Below are 19,371 nucleotides of genomic sequence, written 5' to 3'. Positions count from 1 at the left end.
GTTTGTCTCGACGGCGCCCGTGGGGAGGGGGACGGGCGGGCGCCAGGCCGGTGAGGGGCCTGACGGCGATGCCCGAAGTGGGGGTGGAACGAAGCGGGTTGCTTTGGCAGGATCGCCCTGTCCCGCGGCGGTCCGTCGCCGCTGCCGGCCCCGGCGAGACCGACGAGGAGTGCCGATGCCCGAGCACCAGGAGGCCGAGCCGCGGATTCCGTGGCGTTTCGGTGCGCAGATCGTCCCGCCCCTGGCGGCGGGCGGGGTCACGGAGGTGGTGTGCGCTGCGGTGGAGGGGCGGCCCGTGGCGCTAACCCTCGGCCAGGACCGCGCGCTGCGGGTGTGGGACATGGGCGACCACCGGCAGTCGGGCCCTCCCCTCGCGCCCGCGGGCACCGCACCCGTGTGGGGGGTGGCCCACGGCATGCTCGGACAACGGTCCGTGGCGGTCCTGGTGGGCGGCGGGCTGTGGGTGTGGGACCTGGCCGAGCGACGGCGGATCAGCGGCGCCGAGTCGCGCCCCTACCCGCCCGGCAGACGGGCGGGCGGCGGGCTCCGTGCCGTCGCCTGCACCCGGCTGGACGGACGGCTGGTGGCCGTGACCGGCGGCTACGACAGAACCGTCCACATCTGGGACGTCGCCACCGCGGAGCAGCTGGGCGAACCGCTGTGCGGCCACACCGGCGTGATCAGATCCGTGGCCTGCGGGGAGCTGAACGGCCGCCCGATCGCCCTGACCGCGGCCGAGGACGAGACCGTACGGATCTGGGACCTGGAGCGGCGCGAGCCGATCGGCCGGCCGCTCACCGGTCACACCGGCCCCGTCGCGACGGTGGCCTACGGCCTGCTCGACGGGCGGCCGATCGCGGTCTCCGGCGGCCGGGACCGCACCCTGCGCCTGTGGGACCTCACGGCGCCCGATCCGGCGGGCACACCGATCGAGGGCCATGGCGACGCGGTGGGCGCCGTGGCGCTGGCCACGGTGGCCGGCCGGCCGGTCGCCGTCAGCGGCGGCGAGGACGTGCGGGTGTGGGACCTGCGCGGTCGCCGGCCGGCCGGACCGCCGCTGTTCGACGGCCGGGACGTCCCCGGCGTCACCTCGCTGGCCTGCGGCACGCTGGACGGCCGCCCGCTCGCGCTCGCGGTGTACGGTCACGAGCGGGTGCGGGTGTGGGATCTGGCGGAGCACCGCCGGATCGGCGCCGACGTGCCCGACCGGTACGCCCCCCGGCTGCCGGCGCGCTGGACCGACCCGGCCACCGGCGACGTCTACGATCTGACCGGCCCGCTCGTGGACCTGGACGGCGACCGGTGGGACGTCGTCGACTACGACGGCATCGAGCCGATCGTCCGCCAGCGTCCCGTGGGCCCCCGTGTCGCTCTGGGCATCGCCGACGCGCACGCCCAGTACGGCTTCCAAGGGGTGGTCACCTCCGGTCAGTAGACGTCGCGGACGTAGCGTCCGTCCGCGGCCAGGCGGCGTACCCAGGCGGCGGCCGCCTCGGGGTCCATGCCGCCATGGTCCGCGGCGACGTCCCTGAGCGCCCGGTCGACGTCCTTGGCCATCCGGCCGGCGTCGCCGCAGACGTAGAAGTGCGCGCCGTCCTGGAGCCACTGCCACAGGCGGGCGCCCTGCTCGCGCATCCGGTCCTGGACGTAGACCTTGTTGCGCTGGTCGCGGGAGAAGGCGAGGTCGAGCCGGTCGAGGTGGCCGGAGGCCCGGTACGCCTCCAGGTCCTCGCGGTGGTAGAAGTCGGTGGCCCGGCGCTGCTCGCCGAAGAAGAGCCAGTTGGGGCCGGTGTGCCCGCGGGCCAGACGGTCCTCCAGGAAGCCGATGAACGGCGCCACGCCGGTCCCCGGGCCCACCATGATCATGGGCGCGGCCGGGTCGGCCGGCGGCCTGAAGTGCGGTGAGCGCCGCACATGGACCTGGACCGGGCCGTCGTCCGCGCAGTCGGCGAGATAGGTCGAGCAGACGCCCTTGCGGTCCCGGCCCAGGGCGCCGGAGTAACGGACGACGGAGACGGTGAGGCGGACCTCGCCGGGCCGGACGAGCGGGCTGGAGGAGATGGAGTACAGCCGGGGCTGGAGGCGTTTGAGGACCCCCGACCACTCCGCCGCCGAGGCGCGGACGGGGAACTCGGCGACGAGGTCGGCCGCCTGGCGTCCCCAGCTCCACTGCGCGAGCGCGTCCTTGTTGTCCGTCCGCAAAAGCCGTCTGAGGCCGTGATCGCCGGTCCGCTCGGTGACGAACCTGAGCAGGTCCGTGGTGAGGCGGGAGATGTCCAGCCGGGTGCGCAGCGCCTCCTCCAGCGGCAGGGGCGGGCCGTCGGCGAGGTCGACCGGCTCGTCGGGGTCGAGGCCGGTGAGGGCGAGCCACTCGGCGACGAGGCCGCTGCCGTTGACGGGCCGGACGCCGAGGGCGTCACCGGCCTCGTAGGCGAGTTCGCCGCCCCGGGTGTCGAAGGCGAACTGCCGTACCTCCTTGTGCGAACCGGGCAGGCTGAGCAGCCTGTTGCCGATCATCAGGGTGGCGAACGGGGACGACCTGCTGTACACCGGCGGCACTGCGGCAGCGGCAGCGGCAGCGGCGGGGACGGGGGCGACGGCCGGTACGGCGGGCGCGGTGCGGGCGGGCGCGGGCGTCCCGTCCGGGCGCGCGGCGACGGCCGCTTCCCCGGCGGTCGTCGCCAGGGCGACGCTCACCCGGTCGAGCCACTGCCCGGCGGTCTCCTCGAAGTCGGGTTCGCAGTCGGTCCGGGGCAGGAGGCGGGCGGCGCCGAGGGCGGCGAGGCGTTCGTCGAGCCGGCGGCCGTGGCCGCAGAAGTCGTCGTAGCCGGAGTCGCCGAAGGCGAGGACCGCGTACCGGACGTCCTCCAGCCGCGGGGCGTCGGGGGCGGACAGGGCCTGCCAGAAGACGGCGCCGTTGTCGGGTGCGTCGCCGTCGCCGAAGGTGCTGGTGACGAGGAGTGCGTCGGTGCCGGGGCCGAGGCGGTCCCAGGTCGCCTCGGTCATCGGCAGCACCTCGGGGGCGCGGCCCGCCCGGGCGAGGTGTGCGGCGGCGCCGGTGGCGAACTGCTCGGCGGTGCCCGTCTGGGAGGCCCACAGGACGAGCAGGCGGCGGGCGGGTACGGCCCGCGATGCGCCGGCCCGCGGGTCCGTCCGGACGCCGGCGGGTGCGGCGGCGGCGGGTACGGCGGCGGTGGCCGCGCGGGAGAACACGCCGGCGAGGACGCCCTCGACCCACCGGGCCCGGCCGTGCTCGAAGGGCGCGTCCGGCGGCAGGACAGGGACGCTCCCGTCGGGCGGGGCCAGGGCGAGGCCGGACAGGTAGCCGGCGAGGTAACGGCGCTCCGGCTCGGCGAGAGGGGCGGGGGAGAGGTCGGTGACGCCGAACAGGCCGGCCAGGGCGTGGACGGGCGAGTCCGCGGGGGCGGCCGCCGCAGCGGCGGCCGGTGCGGGCGCCGCGGCAGGAGGCACGGAGGAGAGGGACGCGGAGGAGAGGGACGGGGAGCCGGGGGGCGGGGCAGCGGGTGTCACGGGTGTGGCCTCCGGCTGGGGGGTCGGGCGGGCCGCCGGGGCGGGGGCGGCCGCTCCGGCGAGGGCGACGGCGCAGGCCTTGAACCCGGGCTGGAAGGAGATCGGGTCGACGGCGTCGTGGGTGACGGCGTTGACGCTGAGGTACGCGCCGAACAGGTCGTTCCAGTGCATGGGCGCGAAACAGACGCCGGGCAGGACCCGGTCGGTGACCACGACGGGCAGCACGGCGCGCCCGCGCCGGGAGGCCACCTCCAGGAAGTCGCCGTCCGCGACCCCGAGGCCGTCGGCGTCCTCGGGGTGCACCTCGACGAAGGGGCCGGGGGCGAGCTTGTTGAGCTGGGCGACCTTGCCGGTCTTGGTCAGCGTGTGCCACTGGTGCGGGAGGCGGCCGGTGCTCAGGACGAACGGGTAATCGTCGTCGGGGAGTTCGGCGGGCGGCAGGTGCGGGCGGGCGTAGAACCGCGCACGGCCGCTCGCGGTGGGGAAGGCGAGCCGGGGACGGCTGCCGTCCTCGCGCACCAGGAGGGTCTGGCTGACGCCGTCGTTGAGGTAGCGGATCGGGTTGCGGTCCGGGCCGTCGGCGGCCGGCGCGGGCCACTGCACGGGAGCGGCCCGCAGCCGCGCGTAGTCGACTCCCCGCAGGTCCCAGCCGGTCGCCGGGTTCCACGCCTGCTTCAGCTCCTCGAACACCTCCTCGGCGCAGGTGTGCGAGAAGCCGTCGGCGAAGCCCATCGCCCGGGCCACCCGTGCGATCAACTCCCAGTCGGGCAGGGCCTGTCCGGGCGGATCGACGACACCCGGCACGAGGGTCAGGTTCCGCTCGGAGTTGACCATGACACCGTCGGACTCCGCCCACAGCGTGGCGGGCAGCACCACATCGGCGTGGGCGTTGGTCTCCGTCTCGGCGAACACGTCCTGGGTGACGACGAGTTCGGCCGCCGCCAGACCGGCCAGGACGGTCCTGCGGTTGGCCACCGAGGCGACCGGGTTGGTGCAGATGATCCAGCAGGCCTTGATGTCGCCGGCCGCCATCCGCTCGAACATCTCGACGGTGCCGCGCCCGGACTCGGTGCGCAGCGAACCCGCCGGCACGCCCCAGAGGTTCTCGGTGAAGGCGCGCTCGGCGTCGACCAGGACCGAGCGCTGACCGGGCAGGCCCGGGCCCATGTAGCCCATCTCCCGGCCGCCCATCGCGTTGGGCTGGCCGGTCAGCGAGAACGGTCCGGCGCCCGGGCGGCAGATGGCGCCGGTGGCCAGGTGCAGATCGATGAGGGCGTTGGTGTTCCAGGTGCCGTGGACGGACTGATTCAGGCCCATGGTCCAGCAGCTCATCCACGCGCCGGCCTCGCCGATCCACCGGGCGGCCCGCCGGATGTCGGCCTCCGGAACGCCCGTGATCTCCGCGACCTTCGCCGGCGGGTAGTCCGCGAGGAAGGCGGGCATCTCCTCCCAGCCCTCGGTGAACTCGGCGATGAACTCCTCGTCGGTGTGGCCGTCCGCCACCAGCAGGTGCAGCAGGCCGTTGAGCAGCGCGAGATCGGTGCCGGGGCGGACGGGGAGGAAGAGGTCGGCCCGGTCGGCGGTGGCGGTGCGCCGCGGGTCGACGACGATCAGCCGGGCGCCCGCCGACTTGACCCGGTCCATCATGCGCAGGAAGAGGATGGGGTGGCAGTCGGCCATGTTGGCGCCGATGACGAGGAACACGTCCGCGTGGTCGAAGTCCTGGTAGGAGCCGGGCGGTCCGTCCGCGCCCAGCGACAGCTTGTAGCCGGAGCCCGCCGACGCCATGCACAGGCGGGAGTTGGACTCGATGTGACTGGTCCGCACGAAGCCCTTGGCCAGCTTGTTGGCCAGGTACTGGGCCTCCAGGGACATCTGCCCGGACACGTAGAAGGACAGCGCGTCCGGTCCGTGCTCGTCCAGGATCGCCCGCAGCCGGCCGGCGACCGTGGCGACGGCCTCCTCCACGTCCGTCGGGACGGGCCGGGCGCCGCGTCCGGCGCGGACCAGCGCCCGGTCCAGGCGGCCGGGCGCGGCCATCATGTCCGCGCTGGTGGCGCCCTTCGTGCACAGCCGGCCGCGGTTGGCGGGATGCGCCCGGTCCCCGGCGGCCCGCGCCACCCGGCGCCGGCCGTCGGCCGGGTCGCGCACCACGTCCAGCACCATCCCGCAGCCGACCCCGCAGTACGAGCACACCGTGCGCACGCTCTCCTTCTCCGAGCCGGCTGCCATTCGAGCCTCCCTCCGCACGGCCGTGTCGTCGCGGGGCGCCCGCCGCTCACCGCCGCGAACGGCCCCACGACGAGCACCGTAGAAAGATCGCGTTTCCGCCCCGTCACGCGCCGGGAACGTCCGGCATTACGCCTCACGCACACCTGCCCGCGCCCGCCTGTGAGGCCACCGCCCCGCGGTTCCGGGCGCCCGGCCGACCCCGCTCCTCCGACCGCCCACCATCCGTCGTCGTGGCCGCATCTGCTGACCCATTGGGCCGAAAAGTGCCGCAAGTGCTGTCGCGAACGAATTTTCTCCTGGCATCTGCCTATCTGTACCGCTCCCGTCCGGGTACGGTCGTGCGGGAGGTGGTGGGCCGTGATCCAGGTGGTGGAGAACGCACCGCAGGAGGGGCCGTACGCCATCGGCGCCGGGCTGGCGGCGGCCGGCCTGCCGGTCCGGGTCTGCCGGGTCTGGGCCGGCGAGCCGGTGCCGCGCACGACCGACGGCATGGTGGCGCTGGTGGTGCTCGGCGGGCCGATGTCCGCCTGCCGGGACTTCCCGGGCCGCACCGAGGAACTGGCCCTGCTGCGGGCCGCGCTGGCCGCCGAGGTGCCGGTGCTGGGCGTGGGTCTGGGCGCGCAGTTGCTGGCGGTCGCGGCGGGCGGCGCCGCCCGGCCCGGCGACGGGGCGCAGATCGGCTGGGGCGAGGTGGCGATGGCCGAGGCCGCCCACGACGACCCGCTGTTCGCCGCCGTACCCGAACGGCTGCGGGTGCTGCACTGGCACAGCGACACGATGGACCTGCCGGCCGGGGCCACGCTCCTCGCCTCCTGCGACCGCTACCCGGTGCAGGCGTTCCGCGTCGGCGGCTCGGCCTGGGGCGCCCAGTTCCACCTGGAGGCGGACGCGACGGCGGTGCGGGCGTTCGCCGGCGCGTTCCCCCGGGAAGCGGCCACCGCGCCCGGTCTGCCGGCGGAGGCGCCCGCGGAACTGGCCGCCCTCGCCCGCCACCGCGACGGCGTGTTCAAGCGCTTCGCCGCCTTCGTCGCGGAGCGCGCCGGACAGACGGCGACGCGCGCCTTCTTCACCCGCCGGGCGGCCACCTGGGAGGAGAGGTTCGCCGGCGACAACCCCCGCTACGACGCGGCGGCCCGGCGGATGGGACTACGCCCCGGACAGCGCGTGCTCGACCTGGGCTGCGGCACCGGCCGGGTGCTTCCCGCGCTGCGCGCCCAGGTCGGCGCCGAGGGGGTCGTCGCGGGCATCGACCTCACCCCCGCCATGCTCACGGCCGCCGTGCGCGAGGGCCGCGACCGGGACGGCGGGCTGCTGGTGGCCGACGCCTGCCGGCTGCCGCTCCCCTCCGGCGCGGTGGACGGCGTCTTCAGCGCGGGCCTGGTCGACCACGTCCCCGACCCGGCGGCGGCGTTGCGCGAATGGGCCAGGGTGACGGCTCCCGGCGGCGTCCTGCTCCTGTTCCACCCCTCGGGCCGCGCCGAACGCGCCGCCCGCCACGGCCGGCCCCTCGACCCCGCCGACCCGCTGGCCGAGGAGAACCTGCGCCCCGTGCTGCGGACGTCCGGCTGGGACCCGGTGTGCTACGAGGACGCCCGGCGGCACTTCCTGGCCCGCGCGGTACGCCTCGGCGGCTGACCGCTCCGTACGGCGGCCCGGCGGCGGTCCGCACGCCCCCGCTCGGGCGGCGCCGGTGCGCGGTGAGCGTTCCGGCGCCGGCCCCGGGGGCGGCGCGCCGCCCGGTCCCGGGTGGGATCAGGCGAGTTCGGGCTGCGGTTCGGGCCGCGGCACCGGCGGCGCGGTCCGCGGAGCCGCCGCCCACAGCTTCGTGGCCCGTACGTAGTGGTGGATCACCGAGGCCAGCGCCAGCAGGAGGAGCGGCCCGTACAGCCACGGGCGGGCGGCCAGCTCCGTCGGCAGCCAGCGGTACGCCACCAGCAGCGCGGTGAACACCACCGAGCCGTGGACGACCAGCCGGACGGCGGAGCGGTCCCAGCCCCGCGCGAACGCGCGCATCACCGCTTCGATTGTCAGCGCGAACACCCCGCCGGCGATCAGGTCGGCGCCGTAGTGGTAGCCGAAGCCCAGCGTCGCCGTGAGCGTGGCGACCAGCCAGAACGCACCGGCGAACCGCATCAGCCGCGAGCCCTCGCGGGAGTGGATGAACAGCGAGGTGGCCCACGCCGTGTGCAGGCTCGGCATGCAGTTGCGCGGAGTGATCCCGTCGAACAGCATCGCGTGCGGGGCGCCGAGCGGTGGCGGCGTGTTCGGCCACAGGTCGGCCGTCGCCCAGCGCCCGCCGTCGGCGCCGTAGGCGAAGATCGGCCCGACGACCGGGAAGATCATGTAGATGGCCGGTCCGACCAGGCCGATGACCAGGAAGGTGCGCACCAGGTGGTGCTGCGGGAAGCGGCGCTCGAACGCCACGTTCCGCAGCTGGTACAGCCCGACGATCGCCGCCGCCAGGGGGAGCTGGCCGTAGACCAGGTGCAGGGAGTAGTAGCCGAACGAACCGGTGGCGTTCACCAACTGCCCGACGAGCCACGACGGGTTGCCCAGCGCGTGATCGGCCGTCGCCACGTACTGGTCGAGCACCAGGGGACGCGTCTTCGACGTGATGAGCAGCCAGGTGTCGCCCGTCTTGTGGCCGGCCACCAGCAGCAGACCCAGCCCGACGCCCTTCAGCAGCAGCGCCCGCTCCTGTCCGGTGCGGCGGAGGACCGCGAGGGCGGCACAGCCCAGGATCACCCACAGGGCGCCGTTGCCGAACTCCAGGGGAGCGCCGACGGCCCACCGCACCAGGAAGAAGACGAGGTCGATGCCGATCGCCGTGCCCATCGCGATGAGCCGCTGCCGCCAGGTGAGCACCACCATGGTCAGCGCGAGACCGGCGTACAGCAACGGGCCCGAACTCGGGGTGAAGATCACCTCACGTGCCTGGTTGGTGATCGGCCCCGGCAGGCCGTAGTGCCGGGCGGCGAATTCCAGCGCGACGATGAATCCGAGCGTCGCCGCGCCCGCCGCGGTCCACAGCACCGTCTGCGGTCGGCGTCCGGGCGCGGAGGCGGTATCAGAACTGCCGTCTCTCTGTGCCGGGATTCGGGGCGATATTCGTGTGGGGTTGGTTTTCAATTGTTTGGCTCGTTTGCTCGATTTTGGGAGGACGGGTCACTTTTTATATTGTTCGGCATGATTTCCCGGTGAAGAGTGGCGATCAGGGAGATCGTCGCGAGTTCGAACATGCTAACGCCACGGTGTGGGAGGGTTTCGCTGGTTACGGACGACGCCCGGACGCCCGGTGGGGCGGGAGCCGTCGGCTCGGGGGAAAATGGTTGCCTTATGAAACCAGGACGTGTGAAGGGTTCCCCATGCCGCACCTCACCATCGACTGCTCCGCGCCGCTGGCCGACGCCCTCGACCGGGCGGCCCTGATCGAGGAGCTGCACCCGCTGGTCCTGGCGGACTCGGGGTCGACGGGGGTGTGCAAGACCGTGTTCCGCCGGGCCGAGACGTACGTCGGGGACGGCGCGGACGCGGACGGGGGGAGTGGGGGGAGCGGCTTCGTGCACGTGGAGGTCGGCCTCATGCCCGGACGCTCCGAGGCGTTGAAGGCGCGGCTGTCCGAGCACATCCTGAGCCTGCTCGTGGCCCGCCTCCCGGCGGGCGGGGCGACCTGCTCGGTCGAGGTGCGGGACCTGGCCGGCTCCTACCGCCTGTTCCCCACCGCGCGCTCGCCCCGGCGCAGGGGCGAGCCGGTGAGCGCCCGCCCGTGAACGCCGGGTACGCGGCCGCCGCGCCGGCCGACACGGTGCGACTGGTGCGACTGGTGCGGCCGGGGAGCGCGGTCCGGTGAGGCCGGTGCTCGGGATGCGCGGGCGGTGCGGCCGGGGTTCGGGATGCGCGGGCGGCGTCGCTGCGCAAGCGTGGGCCGTGGGCGGCCGGCACGCTGCGCGGCGCGGCGCGGGGCTCCGGCCGTCGACCGGTGACTCGGCGCCTCGCCGCCGAGCTGGGGGTCTTTTCCGTTCCGGCGTTCACCTTTCCGGAGCTTTCCATGGTTGTGAAGCACATCTTGTACCGGCCGTCCGACACGGCGGAACCGACGGCGCGCGGCGCGGACGCCGGCTGGTCGTCGGCGTCCGACTGGGGTCTCCTCCTCGTCCGGCTGACGTTCGGGCTGCTGATGGCGGGGCACGGCGCGCAGAAGCTGTTCGGTCTGTTCGGGGGTGGCGGGCTGACCGAGACCGCCAGGGGGTTCGAGGCCCTGGGCTACCGTCCGGGCCGGGTCTTCGCCGTGATCGGCGGACTCTCGGAGTCGCTGGGCGGGCTGGGCCTGGCGATCGGATTCCTCACGCCGCTGGCCGCCGCGGCGCTGATCGGCGTGATGATCAACGCCATGGCGACGGTGACCGGCGCGCACGGTCTGTGGGAGGCGAACGGGGGCGTGGAGTACAGCGTCTGCATCGCCGTGCTCGCGCTGGCGGTCGCCCTGATCGGTCCCGGCCGGTTCGCCGTCGACCGGTTCTTCCGCTGGGGTCGGGGAGGCTGGCCCGAAGGCGCCGTCGCCCTCGGTCTCGCGGGGGTGGGCTCCGCCATCACGCTCAGCCTCTGAGACGGGCCGGCCCCGCCGTACGACGGTCGCGGCCACGCCGTCGGGCGTGGCTGGACGCGCTCCACGGGGCCGCGTCCGGCAGGATCGGACCCGACGCCCGCCCGGTGTCCCGAACCGGCCGGGCGTGCCGTGCGGCGCTGCCCGGCACCGCCCGGCACCGCCCGGCACCGCCCGGCACCGCCCGGCACCGCCCGGCACCGCCCGGCGCCGAGCGGTCGCCGGACGTGCCGCAGGGCCGCTCCCGGTGCCCAGCGGTCGCCGGGTATCCGCAGGACTCCGCCTGGCGCCGAATGGTCGTGGGGCACCCGCGGGGCCCCGGCCGTGCCCGGGCGGTCCGCCGCCGACCGAGAAGCCCCGAGAAGCTTCAAGAAGCCCCGAGAACCGGAGGAACCGAGATGTCCAAGCCGCCGCTGCCGCCCGAGGCCGTGGAACTGCTGCGCCGCCCCAACCCCTGCGTGATGGCCACCCTGCGCTCCGACGGCGCGCCGGTCTCCACGCCCACCTGGTACCTGTGGCAGGACGGCCGGGTCCTGATCAGCCTGGACGAGGGCCGGGTCCGCCTGCGCCATCTGCGCCGTGACCCGCGCGTGAGCCTCACCGTCCTGGCCGGGGACGACTGGTACACCCACGTCACCCTCATCGGCCGCGTCGCCGGACTGACCGAGGACGAGGGCCTCGCGGACATCGACCGGATCGCCGCCCACTACACCGGCGGCCCCTACCCGGACCGCGTCCGCGCCCGGGTCAGCGCCTGGATCGAGGTCGAGCGCTGGCACGGCTGGGGCGCGCTGAAGGACAGCGACCAGGCCTCGACCTGAGGACACCGCCGACCCGCCCCCGCCGGGGGCCGGCCGCGCGCCGTACGCGCGTCAGCCGGGAGCCGGCCGGAAGCGGCGCCGGTACTCCGTCGGCGTCGTGCCGAGCCGGCGGCGGAACGCCCGCACGAGGGTGTCCGTGGTGCCGAAACCGCAGGCGGACGCTATGCGTTCGAGGGTGTCGTCGGTGGACTCCAGCTGGTTGCGCGCCCGTTCCACCCGGGCGGACTCGACGTAGGCCCCCGGGGTCATGCCGAGTTCGGTCTTGAAGATCCGGGTCAGCTGCCGCTCGCCGACATGCGCGTACGCGGCGAGTTCCGCGACGCCGAGCCGTTCGCCGAGGTGGTCCGCCACGTGGTGGCGCAGGTCCTCGACGCGCCGGGTGGTGGAGACGGGTTCCAGCGGCACGCTGAACTGGCTCTGTCCGCTGGGCCGTTTCAGGTACATCACCAGCTGGCGGGCGATCCGCAGCGCGACCTGCTCGCCGAAGTCGTCGGCGACCAGGGCCAGCGAGAGGTCGAGGCAGGCGCTGATGCCCGCGCCGGTCCAGACCTCGCCCTCGCGGATGAAGATCGGGTCGGCGTCGACCTCGATCGCCGGGTGCTCCGCGGCCAGTTGCCGAGCGGTCGACCAGTGGGTGGTGGCCCGCTTGCCGTCGAGCAGTCCGGCGGCGGCGAGGATGTGCGCCCCCACGCAGACGGACGCCACCCGCCGGGCCCGGCCGGCGAGGTCGCGCACCCGGTCGACCACGGCCGGGTCGGCGAGGGCGCGGACACGGCGCCGCCCGTCGATCTCGACCGAGCCGGGCACCAGCAGGGTGTCGATGCCGCGCACGCCCACGTCGTCGAAGGTGGCGTCGGGCAGGACGCGCACCCCCGAAGCGGTGGTGACGGGGTCCGACGTCTCGGCCACCAGGGCGACTTCGTAGGCCATGGCGCCGTCGGTCTCGCGCCGCAGCAGGGAGAACACCTCCGGCGGCCCGGTGACGTCGAGCAGGTCGACGCCGTCGAAGAGGACGATGACGACGAGCCGTCCGTCGCTGTTCATGACGCTCCGTCAGGTGAGGGGGTGGGCGAGGCGGACGAGGGGGCGAGCCGAGGCGATGTCCGGATCTGCAGGATAGACGTCATTGCCGACACTCCCGCACCGCCCGTAGTTTTCCGGAGGGGCCCGCCGCGGAGGCGGGCGACGCCCACCCGGCACACCCGTCCACACCCACGTGCGTACCCGGACACCCGCGCACGTCGTGCGCGGACGCCTACGCACACGTATCCCAAGGGGGACACACTCATGGCCACGACCACCCTGCGCGAGCTCAACGGCTTCGACGAGGCGCCCGCCGTGCTCGCCGACTCGACCCTGATCCTGGTCGACTACCAGAACACCTACGTCGGCGGGGTGATGGAGCTGACCGGCTGGCAGGCCGCCCTCGACTCCGCGGCGGCCCTGCTGGGCCGGGCGCGGGAGGCCGGCGCGAAGGTCATCCACGTCGTCAACGACGGCGGCCCCGGCACCCCGTACGACGTCGAGGCCGAGATCGGCCGCATCCATCCGAGCGTCGCACCGGCCGAGGGCGAGACGGTCGTCGTCAAGAAGGTCCCGAACGCCTTCGTCGGCACCGGCCTGGCCGAGCACGTCGACGCGGCCGGCAACGAGGACGTGATCGTCGTCGGCTTCATGACGCACATGTGCGTGCTGTTCACGGTGGAGGGCGCGTTCCTGCGCGGCAACCGCCCCACGGTGGTCGCCGACGCCTGCGCGACGCGGCCGCTGCGGTCCGTGGACGCGGACCTGACCGCCGAGCAGATCCACCACGGCGCGCTCGCCACGATCGCCGACCTCTACGGCGTCGTCGTCGCCTCGGAGAAGTCCCTGTCCTGAGGCCGCCGGCCCGCGGCCGCCACGGTGCGGGAGCGGGGGAGCGTACGGTCGTACATCCGCGAGTGTACGATCGTACGCATGCCGACCGACCCGACCGACCACTTCGCCGACGACCCCCGGACCAACCTGGAGCGCATGCTCGCGGGCGACCTCTACACCGCCGACGACCCCGAGATCGCCCGCCGGCAGCAGCGGGCGGTGCGGCTGGCCGCCCGCTACCAGGCCGCCTACGCCGAGGACGCCGACGGCGCCCGCCCGGTCCTGGAGCAGCTGCTGGGCGCGCTGGGGGAGGAGGCGCACGTGCGCCCGCCGCTGTACGTGGACTACGGGAGCAACATCACCATCGGTGCGCGCACCTTCGTCAACTACCACCTCACCGCGCTCGACGTCGCCGCCATCGTGATCGGCGAGGACTGCCAGATCGGCCCGAACGTGCAGCTGCTCACCCCCACCCACCCGCTGGAGCCGGGGCCCCGCCGCGACAAGCTCGAAGCCGCGCGCCCCATCACCATCGGGAACAACGTGTGGCTCGGCGGCGGCGCCATCGTGCTGCCGGGTGTGACCATCGGGGACAACGCGGTGATCGGCGCCGGCGCGGTGGTCACCAAGGACGTCCCCGCCGACGTCGTCGCCGTGGGCAACCCGGCCCGCCCGGTCCGCGACCTCTGAGGCGGCGCGTACCCCGCCATGGCCACCGGACACACCGATCCGCGCCGCCGCGACCGGATCATCGACGCCGCCCTCGACCTGATCGCCGAGGAGGGACTGGCGGCCGTCTCGCACCGCAAGGTCGCCGCCCGCGCCGGAGTGCCGCTGGGCTCGATGACGTATCACTTCGACGGCATCGACCAGATGCTCCGGGAAGCCTTCGGGCGGTTCACCGGCCATGTCGTCGCGGTCTTCGACGCCCACCTCGGCGCCGCCACGGGCCCCGAGGAGGCCAGAGCGGCCGTGGCCGACCTCGTCCACGCGCTGTCCGGGGGAGCCCGGCGCGACCTGGTGCTCACCCAGGAGCTGTACACCCTCGCCGCACGGCGGCCCGCCTACCGGGAACTCACCGAGGAATGGATGCGGCGCAGCCGCGCCCATCTGGAGCGGCACTTCGACCCGGACACGGCCCGCCAGCTCGACGCCCTGATCGAGGGCCTGACCCTGCACCGCGCCCTGGCCGGCGACCCGCACGACCGCGCGCTGACCCTGGAGGCGGTCACCCGCATCACCACGGACGGCGGCCGCGACTGACCGGCACGCCCCTCGGGGCGGACCGCGCCGCGTCACACGGCGCAGCGGGCCTCGGTGCGATCGGGCCCACCCCGCCGCCGGACGTCGGGCCGCGAGGGGCTACCGTCCCGGAGGGGACCTGTCCCGACTCGTCCCGCGGTGGGCCGAAGGAGAACGATGCGTGTGATCGCCTTGGCGGCGACCGATCTGCCGGCCGGGAGCCCGGCGCGGCCGACCGTGGCCCGGCTGCTGTCCTCCTGGCAGCTCGACGTGCCGGCGCTCGTGCTGGTGCTCGTCCTGGGCGGGCTGTACGGCTGGGGCGTGCTGCGGGTGCGCCGCCGGGGCGGGGCCTGGCCGCCGGCCCGGCTCGCCGCCTTCACGGTGCTCGGCCTCGGCGCGCTGGTGGTGGCGACGATGTCGGCGCTGGCCGTCTACGACCACGTGCTGTTCTGGCCGGCCGCGGTGCAGAACGTCCTGCTCGACCTCGTCGCGCCGCTCGGCCTGGCGCTCGGCGACCCGCTGCGGCTCGCCGTCGAGGCGCTGCCGGCCGGCGCCGCGGCCCGGATGCGGCGGGCGGTCTCCGGCAAGGCGGTGCGCGCGCTGACCTTCCCCCTGGTCAGTACCGCCCTGGTGCTCACCACCGAACTGGTGGTCTACTTCACGCCGTACTTCGCCACCGCGCTGCGCGTCGGCTGGCTGCACGAGCTGATGTACCTGCACCTGCTGGCGGCCGGCTGCCTGTTCGTCGTACCGGTGCTCACGCATGAGGAGGCGCTGCCCTCCTGGTGCACGCATCCGGTGCGGGCCGCCCTGGTGTTCCTGGACGGCATCGTCGACGCGGTGCCCGGCGTCGTGGTGATGACGCACGGCACGCTCATCGCGGGCGCCTGGTATCTGCACCACGCCCCCGCATGGTCGCCGGACGTGCGCCACGACCAGCAGATCGGCGGCGGCGCCATGCTCAGCATCGCCGAACTCGTCGCCCTGCCGTTCCTGCTGGCGATCCTGGTGCAGTGGGCGCGGGCCGAGCGGGTCCAGAACGCGGCCCTGGACCGCCGCCTGGACGCGGAACTCGCCCGCGTCGCCCCGCCCGCCGCCGAGCCCGCGGACCCCGCGGGGCCGTCAGGGGGTCCTGCGCCCGCCGACCGCGTACGGCCCTGGTGGGAGACCGAGCAGAACGACGTGGCCAGCCGGATCCGCCGCCACCACGACACCCCCTGACGGGGCGGGGCCGCGCGCCCGGCCGCGCCCTCCCGCGGCACCGCCCCCGTCCCGGCCCCGGCCGGCGCCCGGGCGATACGGTGCTCGCCGTCGCCGACCAGGGTCAGCCGCGCCCGCGCGACCTGCTGGGTGCTCGCCACGCACGGCCCCCGGTGACGGAGGTCGTCGGTCACGTGGACCTCGCTGCCCTGCACGCCACGTCGGCCCCGCACGGCTGAGCCATGCCACGCCCCCCGCCATCACCCGACCAGGCCAACCCACCCCGCCCGGGCGAAGGCGGGTCCGCACCCGGGGAGCCGCTTCCGGGCGCGGGCGCGGGCGCGAGCGAGGGCGCGCGGCAGCGCGGTGCGCGTCGGCCGCGGTTCCTTCCGCCCGGCGTCCGCGCCGGGACGAGCCGAGCGTCGCCTGCCGCTGCGGGCGACGGCGCCCTGGCCGGCGCGCAGGCCAGGGCGCGCAGGCCAGGGCGCGCCGGACGCTGCGGGCGGTGGCGCGCGTGACCGTCCTGGGGCCGGGGGTCGAGGCGCCGGTGGGGCAACCGGCCAGGACGTGGGGCCGGGCGGCGCGTCGTAGGCGGGGCGGGGTACGGGCTGTCGTCCGCCCGTACGGCGTGAGTCGGGGCGGTGTCCGCGGTCGCGGTGCGCCTCGCGCCCGGGCGGCGGCGTGACGGCCCGCCCCACCGCGCGCGGCGATACGCACCCTTGCACACTGCAAGGGCGGGTACCCGGGGCGCGGCGGCGGCCCGGCCCGTCGCCTCCGTGCGGCCGGCTCCCACCGGACCGTACGGCTCACGCCCGGCACGGTCCTGGAAGGCGGTCGCCCCTGATGAGTCGCACACGTTCCGTCGACGCCCCCGCGGTGGACGTGGCCGCCCTGGAGGCGGAGCTGCGCGCGAGTGTGGACGCCGAGGTCCGGTTCGACGCCGGGAGCCGGGGCGCCTACGTCACGGACGGCTCCAACTACCGTCAGGTGCCGCTCGGCGTGGTGGTCCCGCGCAGCGTGGAGGCGGGCGCGCAGGCCATCGAGGTGTGCGCCCGGTTCGGCGCCCCGGTCCTCTCCCGCGGCGGCGGCACCAGCCTGGCCGGCCAGTCCACGAACACCGCCGTGGTGATCGACTGGACCAAGTACTGCGACGCCCTGGTCGCCGTGGACCCCGACGCCCGCACCTGCGTGGTCGAACCCGGCATCGTCCTGGACCAGCTGAACAGGCGGCTGGCGGGCCACCGGCTCCAGTTCGGGCCGAAGCCGTCCACCCACAGCCACTGCGCGCTCGGCGGGATGATCGGCAACAACTCCTGCGGCGCCTCCGCGCAGGCCTACGGCAAGACCGTCGACAACGTACGGCGGCTGGAGATCCTCACCTACGACGGGCTGCGCATGTGGGTGGGCCCCACCTCCGAGGCGGAGCGGGCGAGGATCGCCGCCGAGGGCGGCCGCAGGGCCGAGATCTACGCCGGCCTGGAACGCATCGCCACCGAGTACCTCGCCGACATCCGCCGCGGCTACCCGAAGATCCCGCGCCGGGTCTCCGGCTACAACCTCGACTCCCTGCTCCCCGAGAACGGCTTCGACGTCGCCCGCGCCCTGGTCGGCAGCGAAGGCACCCTGGTGACCGTGCTGCGCGCCGAACTCGACCTGGTGCCGGTGCCGAAGCACCAGTCCATCCTGGTGCTCGGCTACCCCGACATCTGCGCCGCCGGCGACGACGTGTCCCGTCTGCTGGAGCACTGCAACCCCACCCAACTGGAGGCGCTGGACGGCCGGATGGCGCAGCTGATGCGTGAGGAGGGCGCCTACCTGGAGTCCCTCGCCGTGCTGCCCGAGGGCGACAGCTGGCTGATGGTGCAGTACAGCGGCGACAGCCAGGAGGACGTGGACGCGCAGGCGCACGCCCTGCTGCACGCGATCGGCCGCGAGGAGAAGGACCCCGACGTGGCCTTCTCCGACGACCCCGAACGCGAGCAGCGGATGCTCAAGGCCCGCGAGGCGGGACTCGGCGTCACCGCGCGCCCGCCGGACGACCGCGAGACCTGGGAGGGCTGGGAGGACTCCGCCGTCCCGCCCGAACACCTCGGCGACTACCTGCGCGACCTGAAGAAGCTGTTCGAGGAGTTCGACTACGACCACCCGTCCCTGTACGGGCACTTCGGGCAGGGCTGTATCCACACCCGCATCCCCTTCGAACTGAGGACGGCCGAGGGCGTCGAGCGCTTCCGGCGTTTCATGGAGCGCGCCGCCGACCTCGTCACCTCCTACGGCGGTTCGCTCTCCGGCGAGCACGGCGACGGCCAGTCCCGCGGCGAGCTGCTGGTACGGATGTTCGGGCCGCGGCTGGTGACCGCGTTCGGCGAGCTGAAGCGGCTGTTCGACCCGGACGGCCGGATGAACCCCGGCAAGGTCGTCGACCCCAACCCGCTCGACGGTCAGCTCCGCCTCGGCGCCGACTGGCACCCGACGCCGCTCACGACGCGGTTCGGGTATCCGCAGGACGACCACTCCTTCACCCGCGCGGTGATGCGCTGCGTCGGCATCGGCAACTGCCGCAGCCACGAGGGCGGCGTGATGTGCCCCTCCTACCGCGCCACCAAGGAGGAGGAGCACTCCACCCGCGGCCGGGCCCGGCTGCTGTTCGAGATGCTCGACGGGCACGCGGACTCCACGATCACCGACGGCTGGCGCTCCACCGAGGTCAAGGACGCCCTCGATCTCTGCCTGGCCTGCAAGGGCTGCAAGTCGGACTGCCCGGTCGACGTCGACATGGCCACCTACAAGGCCGAGTTCCTCTCCCACCACTACGAGGGCCGGCTGCGCCCCGCCGCCCACTACGCGCTGGGCTGGCTGCCGCTGTGGGCGCGGCTGTCCCGCCTCGCCCCCGCGCTGGTCAACACCCTGCTCAGGGCGCCGGTGCTGGGCGGCGTCGGCAAGCGGCTGGCGGGCGTGGCGGCCGAGCGTGAGGCGCCCGTCTTCGCCGAGGAGTCCTTCCTCCAGTGGTGGCGGGCGCGCGGCGGGGAGTCGGCCGTGCCAGACCCGGCCGACCCGCGCACCGTGCTGCTGTGGCCCGACACGTTCAGCACCTACTTCCACCCGTCCATCGCGAAGGCGGCCGTACGGGTCCTGGAGGACGCCGGCTTCCGGGTCGCCGTCCCCACCGAGCCGGTGTGCTGCGGGCTGACCTGGATCTCCACCGGGCAGCTCGACACCGCGAAGAAGGTGCTGCGGCGCACCCTCGGCGTGCTGCGGCCCTATATGGAGGCGGGCACCCCGGTCATCGGCCTGGAACCCTCCTGCACGGCCGTGTTCCGCTCCGACGCCGGCGAGCTGCTCTCCGGGGACCTGGACGTGCGGCGGCTGGCCGGGCAGGTGCGCACCTTCGCCGAACAGCTGGTGCACCACGCGCCCGACGGCTGGCGGCCGCCCGCGGTCACCCGGCGGGCGACCGTGCAGACCCACTGCCACCAGCACGCGATCATGAAGTTCGACGCGGACCGCGAACTCATGCGCCGCGCCCATCTGGACGCCGAGGTGCTGGACGAGGGCTGCTGCGGCCTGGCCGGCAACTTCGGCTTCGAACGCGGCCACCACGAGGTGTCCATGGCCGTCGCCGAGCAGGGCGTCCTGCCCGCGGTACGGGGCGCCGCCCCCGACGCGCTCGTGCTCGCCGACGGCTTCAGCTGCCGTACCCAGATCGAACAGGGCGGCACCGGCCGCCGGGCCCTGCACCTGGCCGAGGTGCTTGCCCTCGGCCTCGACGGGAACCTGCCCAGCGAGCAGCCCGAACGCCTGGCCGAGCGGCCCGCCGGCCCCGCCCGCCCCGCCCGCTCGGCGGCCACCGCGGGCGCCGCGGCGCTCACCGCGGCGGCCGCGACC

13 protein-coding genes and 1 pseudogene are annotated in these 19,371 nt (G+C 74.8%); 11 read left to right on the top strand and 3 right to left on the bottom strand.

What is annotated here, in order from left to right:
* The first annotated feature begins 175 nt into the window (after positions 1-175).
* The gene (locus ABEB07_RS26105) at positions 176-1,435 is read left to right on the top strand and encodes a WD40 repeat domain-containing protein (RefSeq protein WP_345670551.1); all 1,260 of its coding nucleotides are present in this window, start codon (positions 176-178) and stop codon (positions 1,433-1,435) included.
* Here ABEB07_RS26105 and ABEB07_RS26100 read toward each other — a convergent pair.
* Positions 1,429-5,763 carry a molybdopterin-dependent oxidoreductase gene (locus tag ABEB07_RS26100; RefSeq protein ID WP_345670550.1) on the bottom strand — a complete coding sequence of 1,445 codons (4,335 nt, stop codon included), beginning with the start codon at positions 5,761-5,763 and terminating at the stop codon, positions 1,429-1,431. The two genes, ABEB07_RS26105 and ABEB07_RS26100, sit on opposite strands and share 7 nt — an antisense overlap.
* Positions 5,764-5,922: 159 nt before the next feature.
* Here ABEB07_RS26100 and ABEB07_RS39285 point away from each other — a divergent pair.
* Together ABEB07_RS39285 and ABEB07_RS39280 are read left to right on the top strand one after the other, a co-directional pair.
* Positions 5,923-6,645, top strand: a pseudogene (locus ABEB07_RS39285) (type 1 glutamine amidotransferase); the annotation flags it as partial.
* A gap of 120 nt (positions 6,646-6,765) precedes the next feature.
* Positions 6,766-7,398 carry a class I SAM-dependent methyltransferase gene (locus ABEB07_RS39280; RefSeq protein ID WP_425589077.1) on the top strand — a complete coding sequence of 211 codons (633 nt, stop codon included), beginning with the start codon at positions 6,766-6,768 and terminating at the stop codon, positions 7,396-7,398.
* A 117-nt stretch (positions 7,399-7,515) separates the two neighbouring features.
* On the opposite strand, the gene ABEB07_RS26090 is transcribed toward ABEB07_RS39280, so the two are convergent.
* Complete coding sequence (locus tag ABEB07_RS26090; RefSeq protein WP_345670548.1) at positions 7,516-8,796, bottom strand: phosphatase PAP2 family protein; 1,281 nt, start codon at positions 8,794-8,796, stop codon at positions 7,516-7,518.
* A 332-nt stretch (positions 8,797-9,128) separates the two neighbouring features.
* On the opposite strand from ABEB07_RS26090, the gene ABEB07_RS26085 reads away from it, so the two are divergent.
* The 3 genes from ABEB07_RS26085 to ABEB07_RS26075 all read left to right on the top strand — a co-directional run bounded on the left by ABEB07_RS26085 (position 9,129) and on the right by ABEB07_RS26075 (position 11,187).
* Complete coding sequence (locus ABEB07_RS26085; RefSeq protein ID WP_345670547.1) at positions 9,129-9,533, top strand: 5-carboxymethyl-2-hydroxymuconate Delta-isomerase; 405 nt, start codon at positions 9,129-9,131, stop codon at positions 9,531-9,533.
* A gap of 278 nt (positions 9,534-9,811) precedes the next feature.
* Positions 9,812-10,369 (top strand): DoxX family protein, encoded by a 558-nt coding sequence (locus ABEB07_RS26080; RefSeq protein ID WP_345670546.1) that lies wholly within the window; start codon positions 9,812-9,814, stop codon positions 10,367-10,369.
* A gap of 395 nt (positions 10,370-10,764) precedes the next feature.
* Positions 10,765-11,187, top strand: coding sequence for a PPOX class F420-dependent oxidoreductase (locus ABEB07_RS26075; protein WP_345670545.1), 423 nt, complete (start codon positions 10,765-10,767; stop codon positions 11,185-11,187).
* A 51-nt stretch (positions 11,188-11,238) separates the two neighbouring features.
* Here the strand turns inward: ABEB07_RS26075 and ABEB07_RS26070 are convergent, their stop codons facing one another.
* Positions 11,239-12,231, bottom strand: a complete 993-nt coding sequence (locus tag ABEB07_RS26070; protein WP_164588273.1) for a GlxA family transcriptional regulator — start codon at positions 12,229-12,231, stop codon at positions 11,239-11,241.
* 243 nt (positions 12,232-12,474) lie between these two features.
* On the opposite strand from ABEB07_RS26070, the gene ABEB07_RS26065 reads away from it, so the two are divergent.
* The 5 genes from ABEB07_RS26065 to ABEB07_RS26045 all read left to right on the top strand — a co-directional run.
* Positions 12,475-13,065, top strand: coding sequence for a cysteine hydrolase family protein (locus ABEB07_RS26065; RefSeq protein WP_345670544.1), 591 nt, complete (start codon positions 12,475-12,477; stop codon positions 13,063-13,065).
* Between the two features lie 78 nt (positions 13,066-13,143).
* Complete coding sequence (locus tag ABEB07_RS26060; RefSeq protein ID WP_345670543.1) at positions 13,144-13,734, top strand: sugar O-acetyltransferase; 591 nt, start codon at positions 13,144-13,146, stop codon at positions 13,732-13,734.
* Between the two features lie 18 nt (positions 13,735-13,752).
* Positions 13,753-14,307, top strand: a complete 555-nt coding sequence (locus ABEB07_RS26055) for a TetR/AcrR family transcriptional regulator (RefSeq protein ID WP_176151449.1) — start codon at positions 13,753-13,755, stop codon at positions 14,305-14,307.
* Between the two features lie 156 nt (positions 14,308-14,463).
* On the top strand, positions 14,464-15,507 hold the full coding sequence (locus ABEB07_RS26050; RefSeq protein WP_345670542.1) for a cytochrome c oxidase assembly protein: 1,044 nt from the start codon (positions 14,464-14,466) through the stop codon (positions 15,505-15,507).
* Between the two features lie 822 nt (positions 15,508-16,329).
* The coding region (locus ABEB07_RS26045; protein WP_345670541.1) for an FAD-binding and (Fe-S)-binding domain-containing protein at positions 16,330-19,371 on the top strand (3,042 nt) is incomplete at its 3' end.

The sequence above is a fragment of the Streptomyces similanensis genome, from assembly GCF_039543625.1.
In the GTDB taxonomy this organism is placed as follows: domain Bacteria; phylum Actinomycetota; class Actinomycetes; order Streptomycetales; family Streptomycetaceae; genus Streptomyces; species Streptomyces similanensis.
Note: the sequence above shows the minus strand (reverse complement) of the source record. Positions and strands in the feature narration are given on the sequence as shown.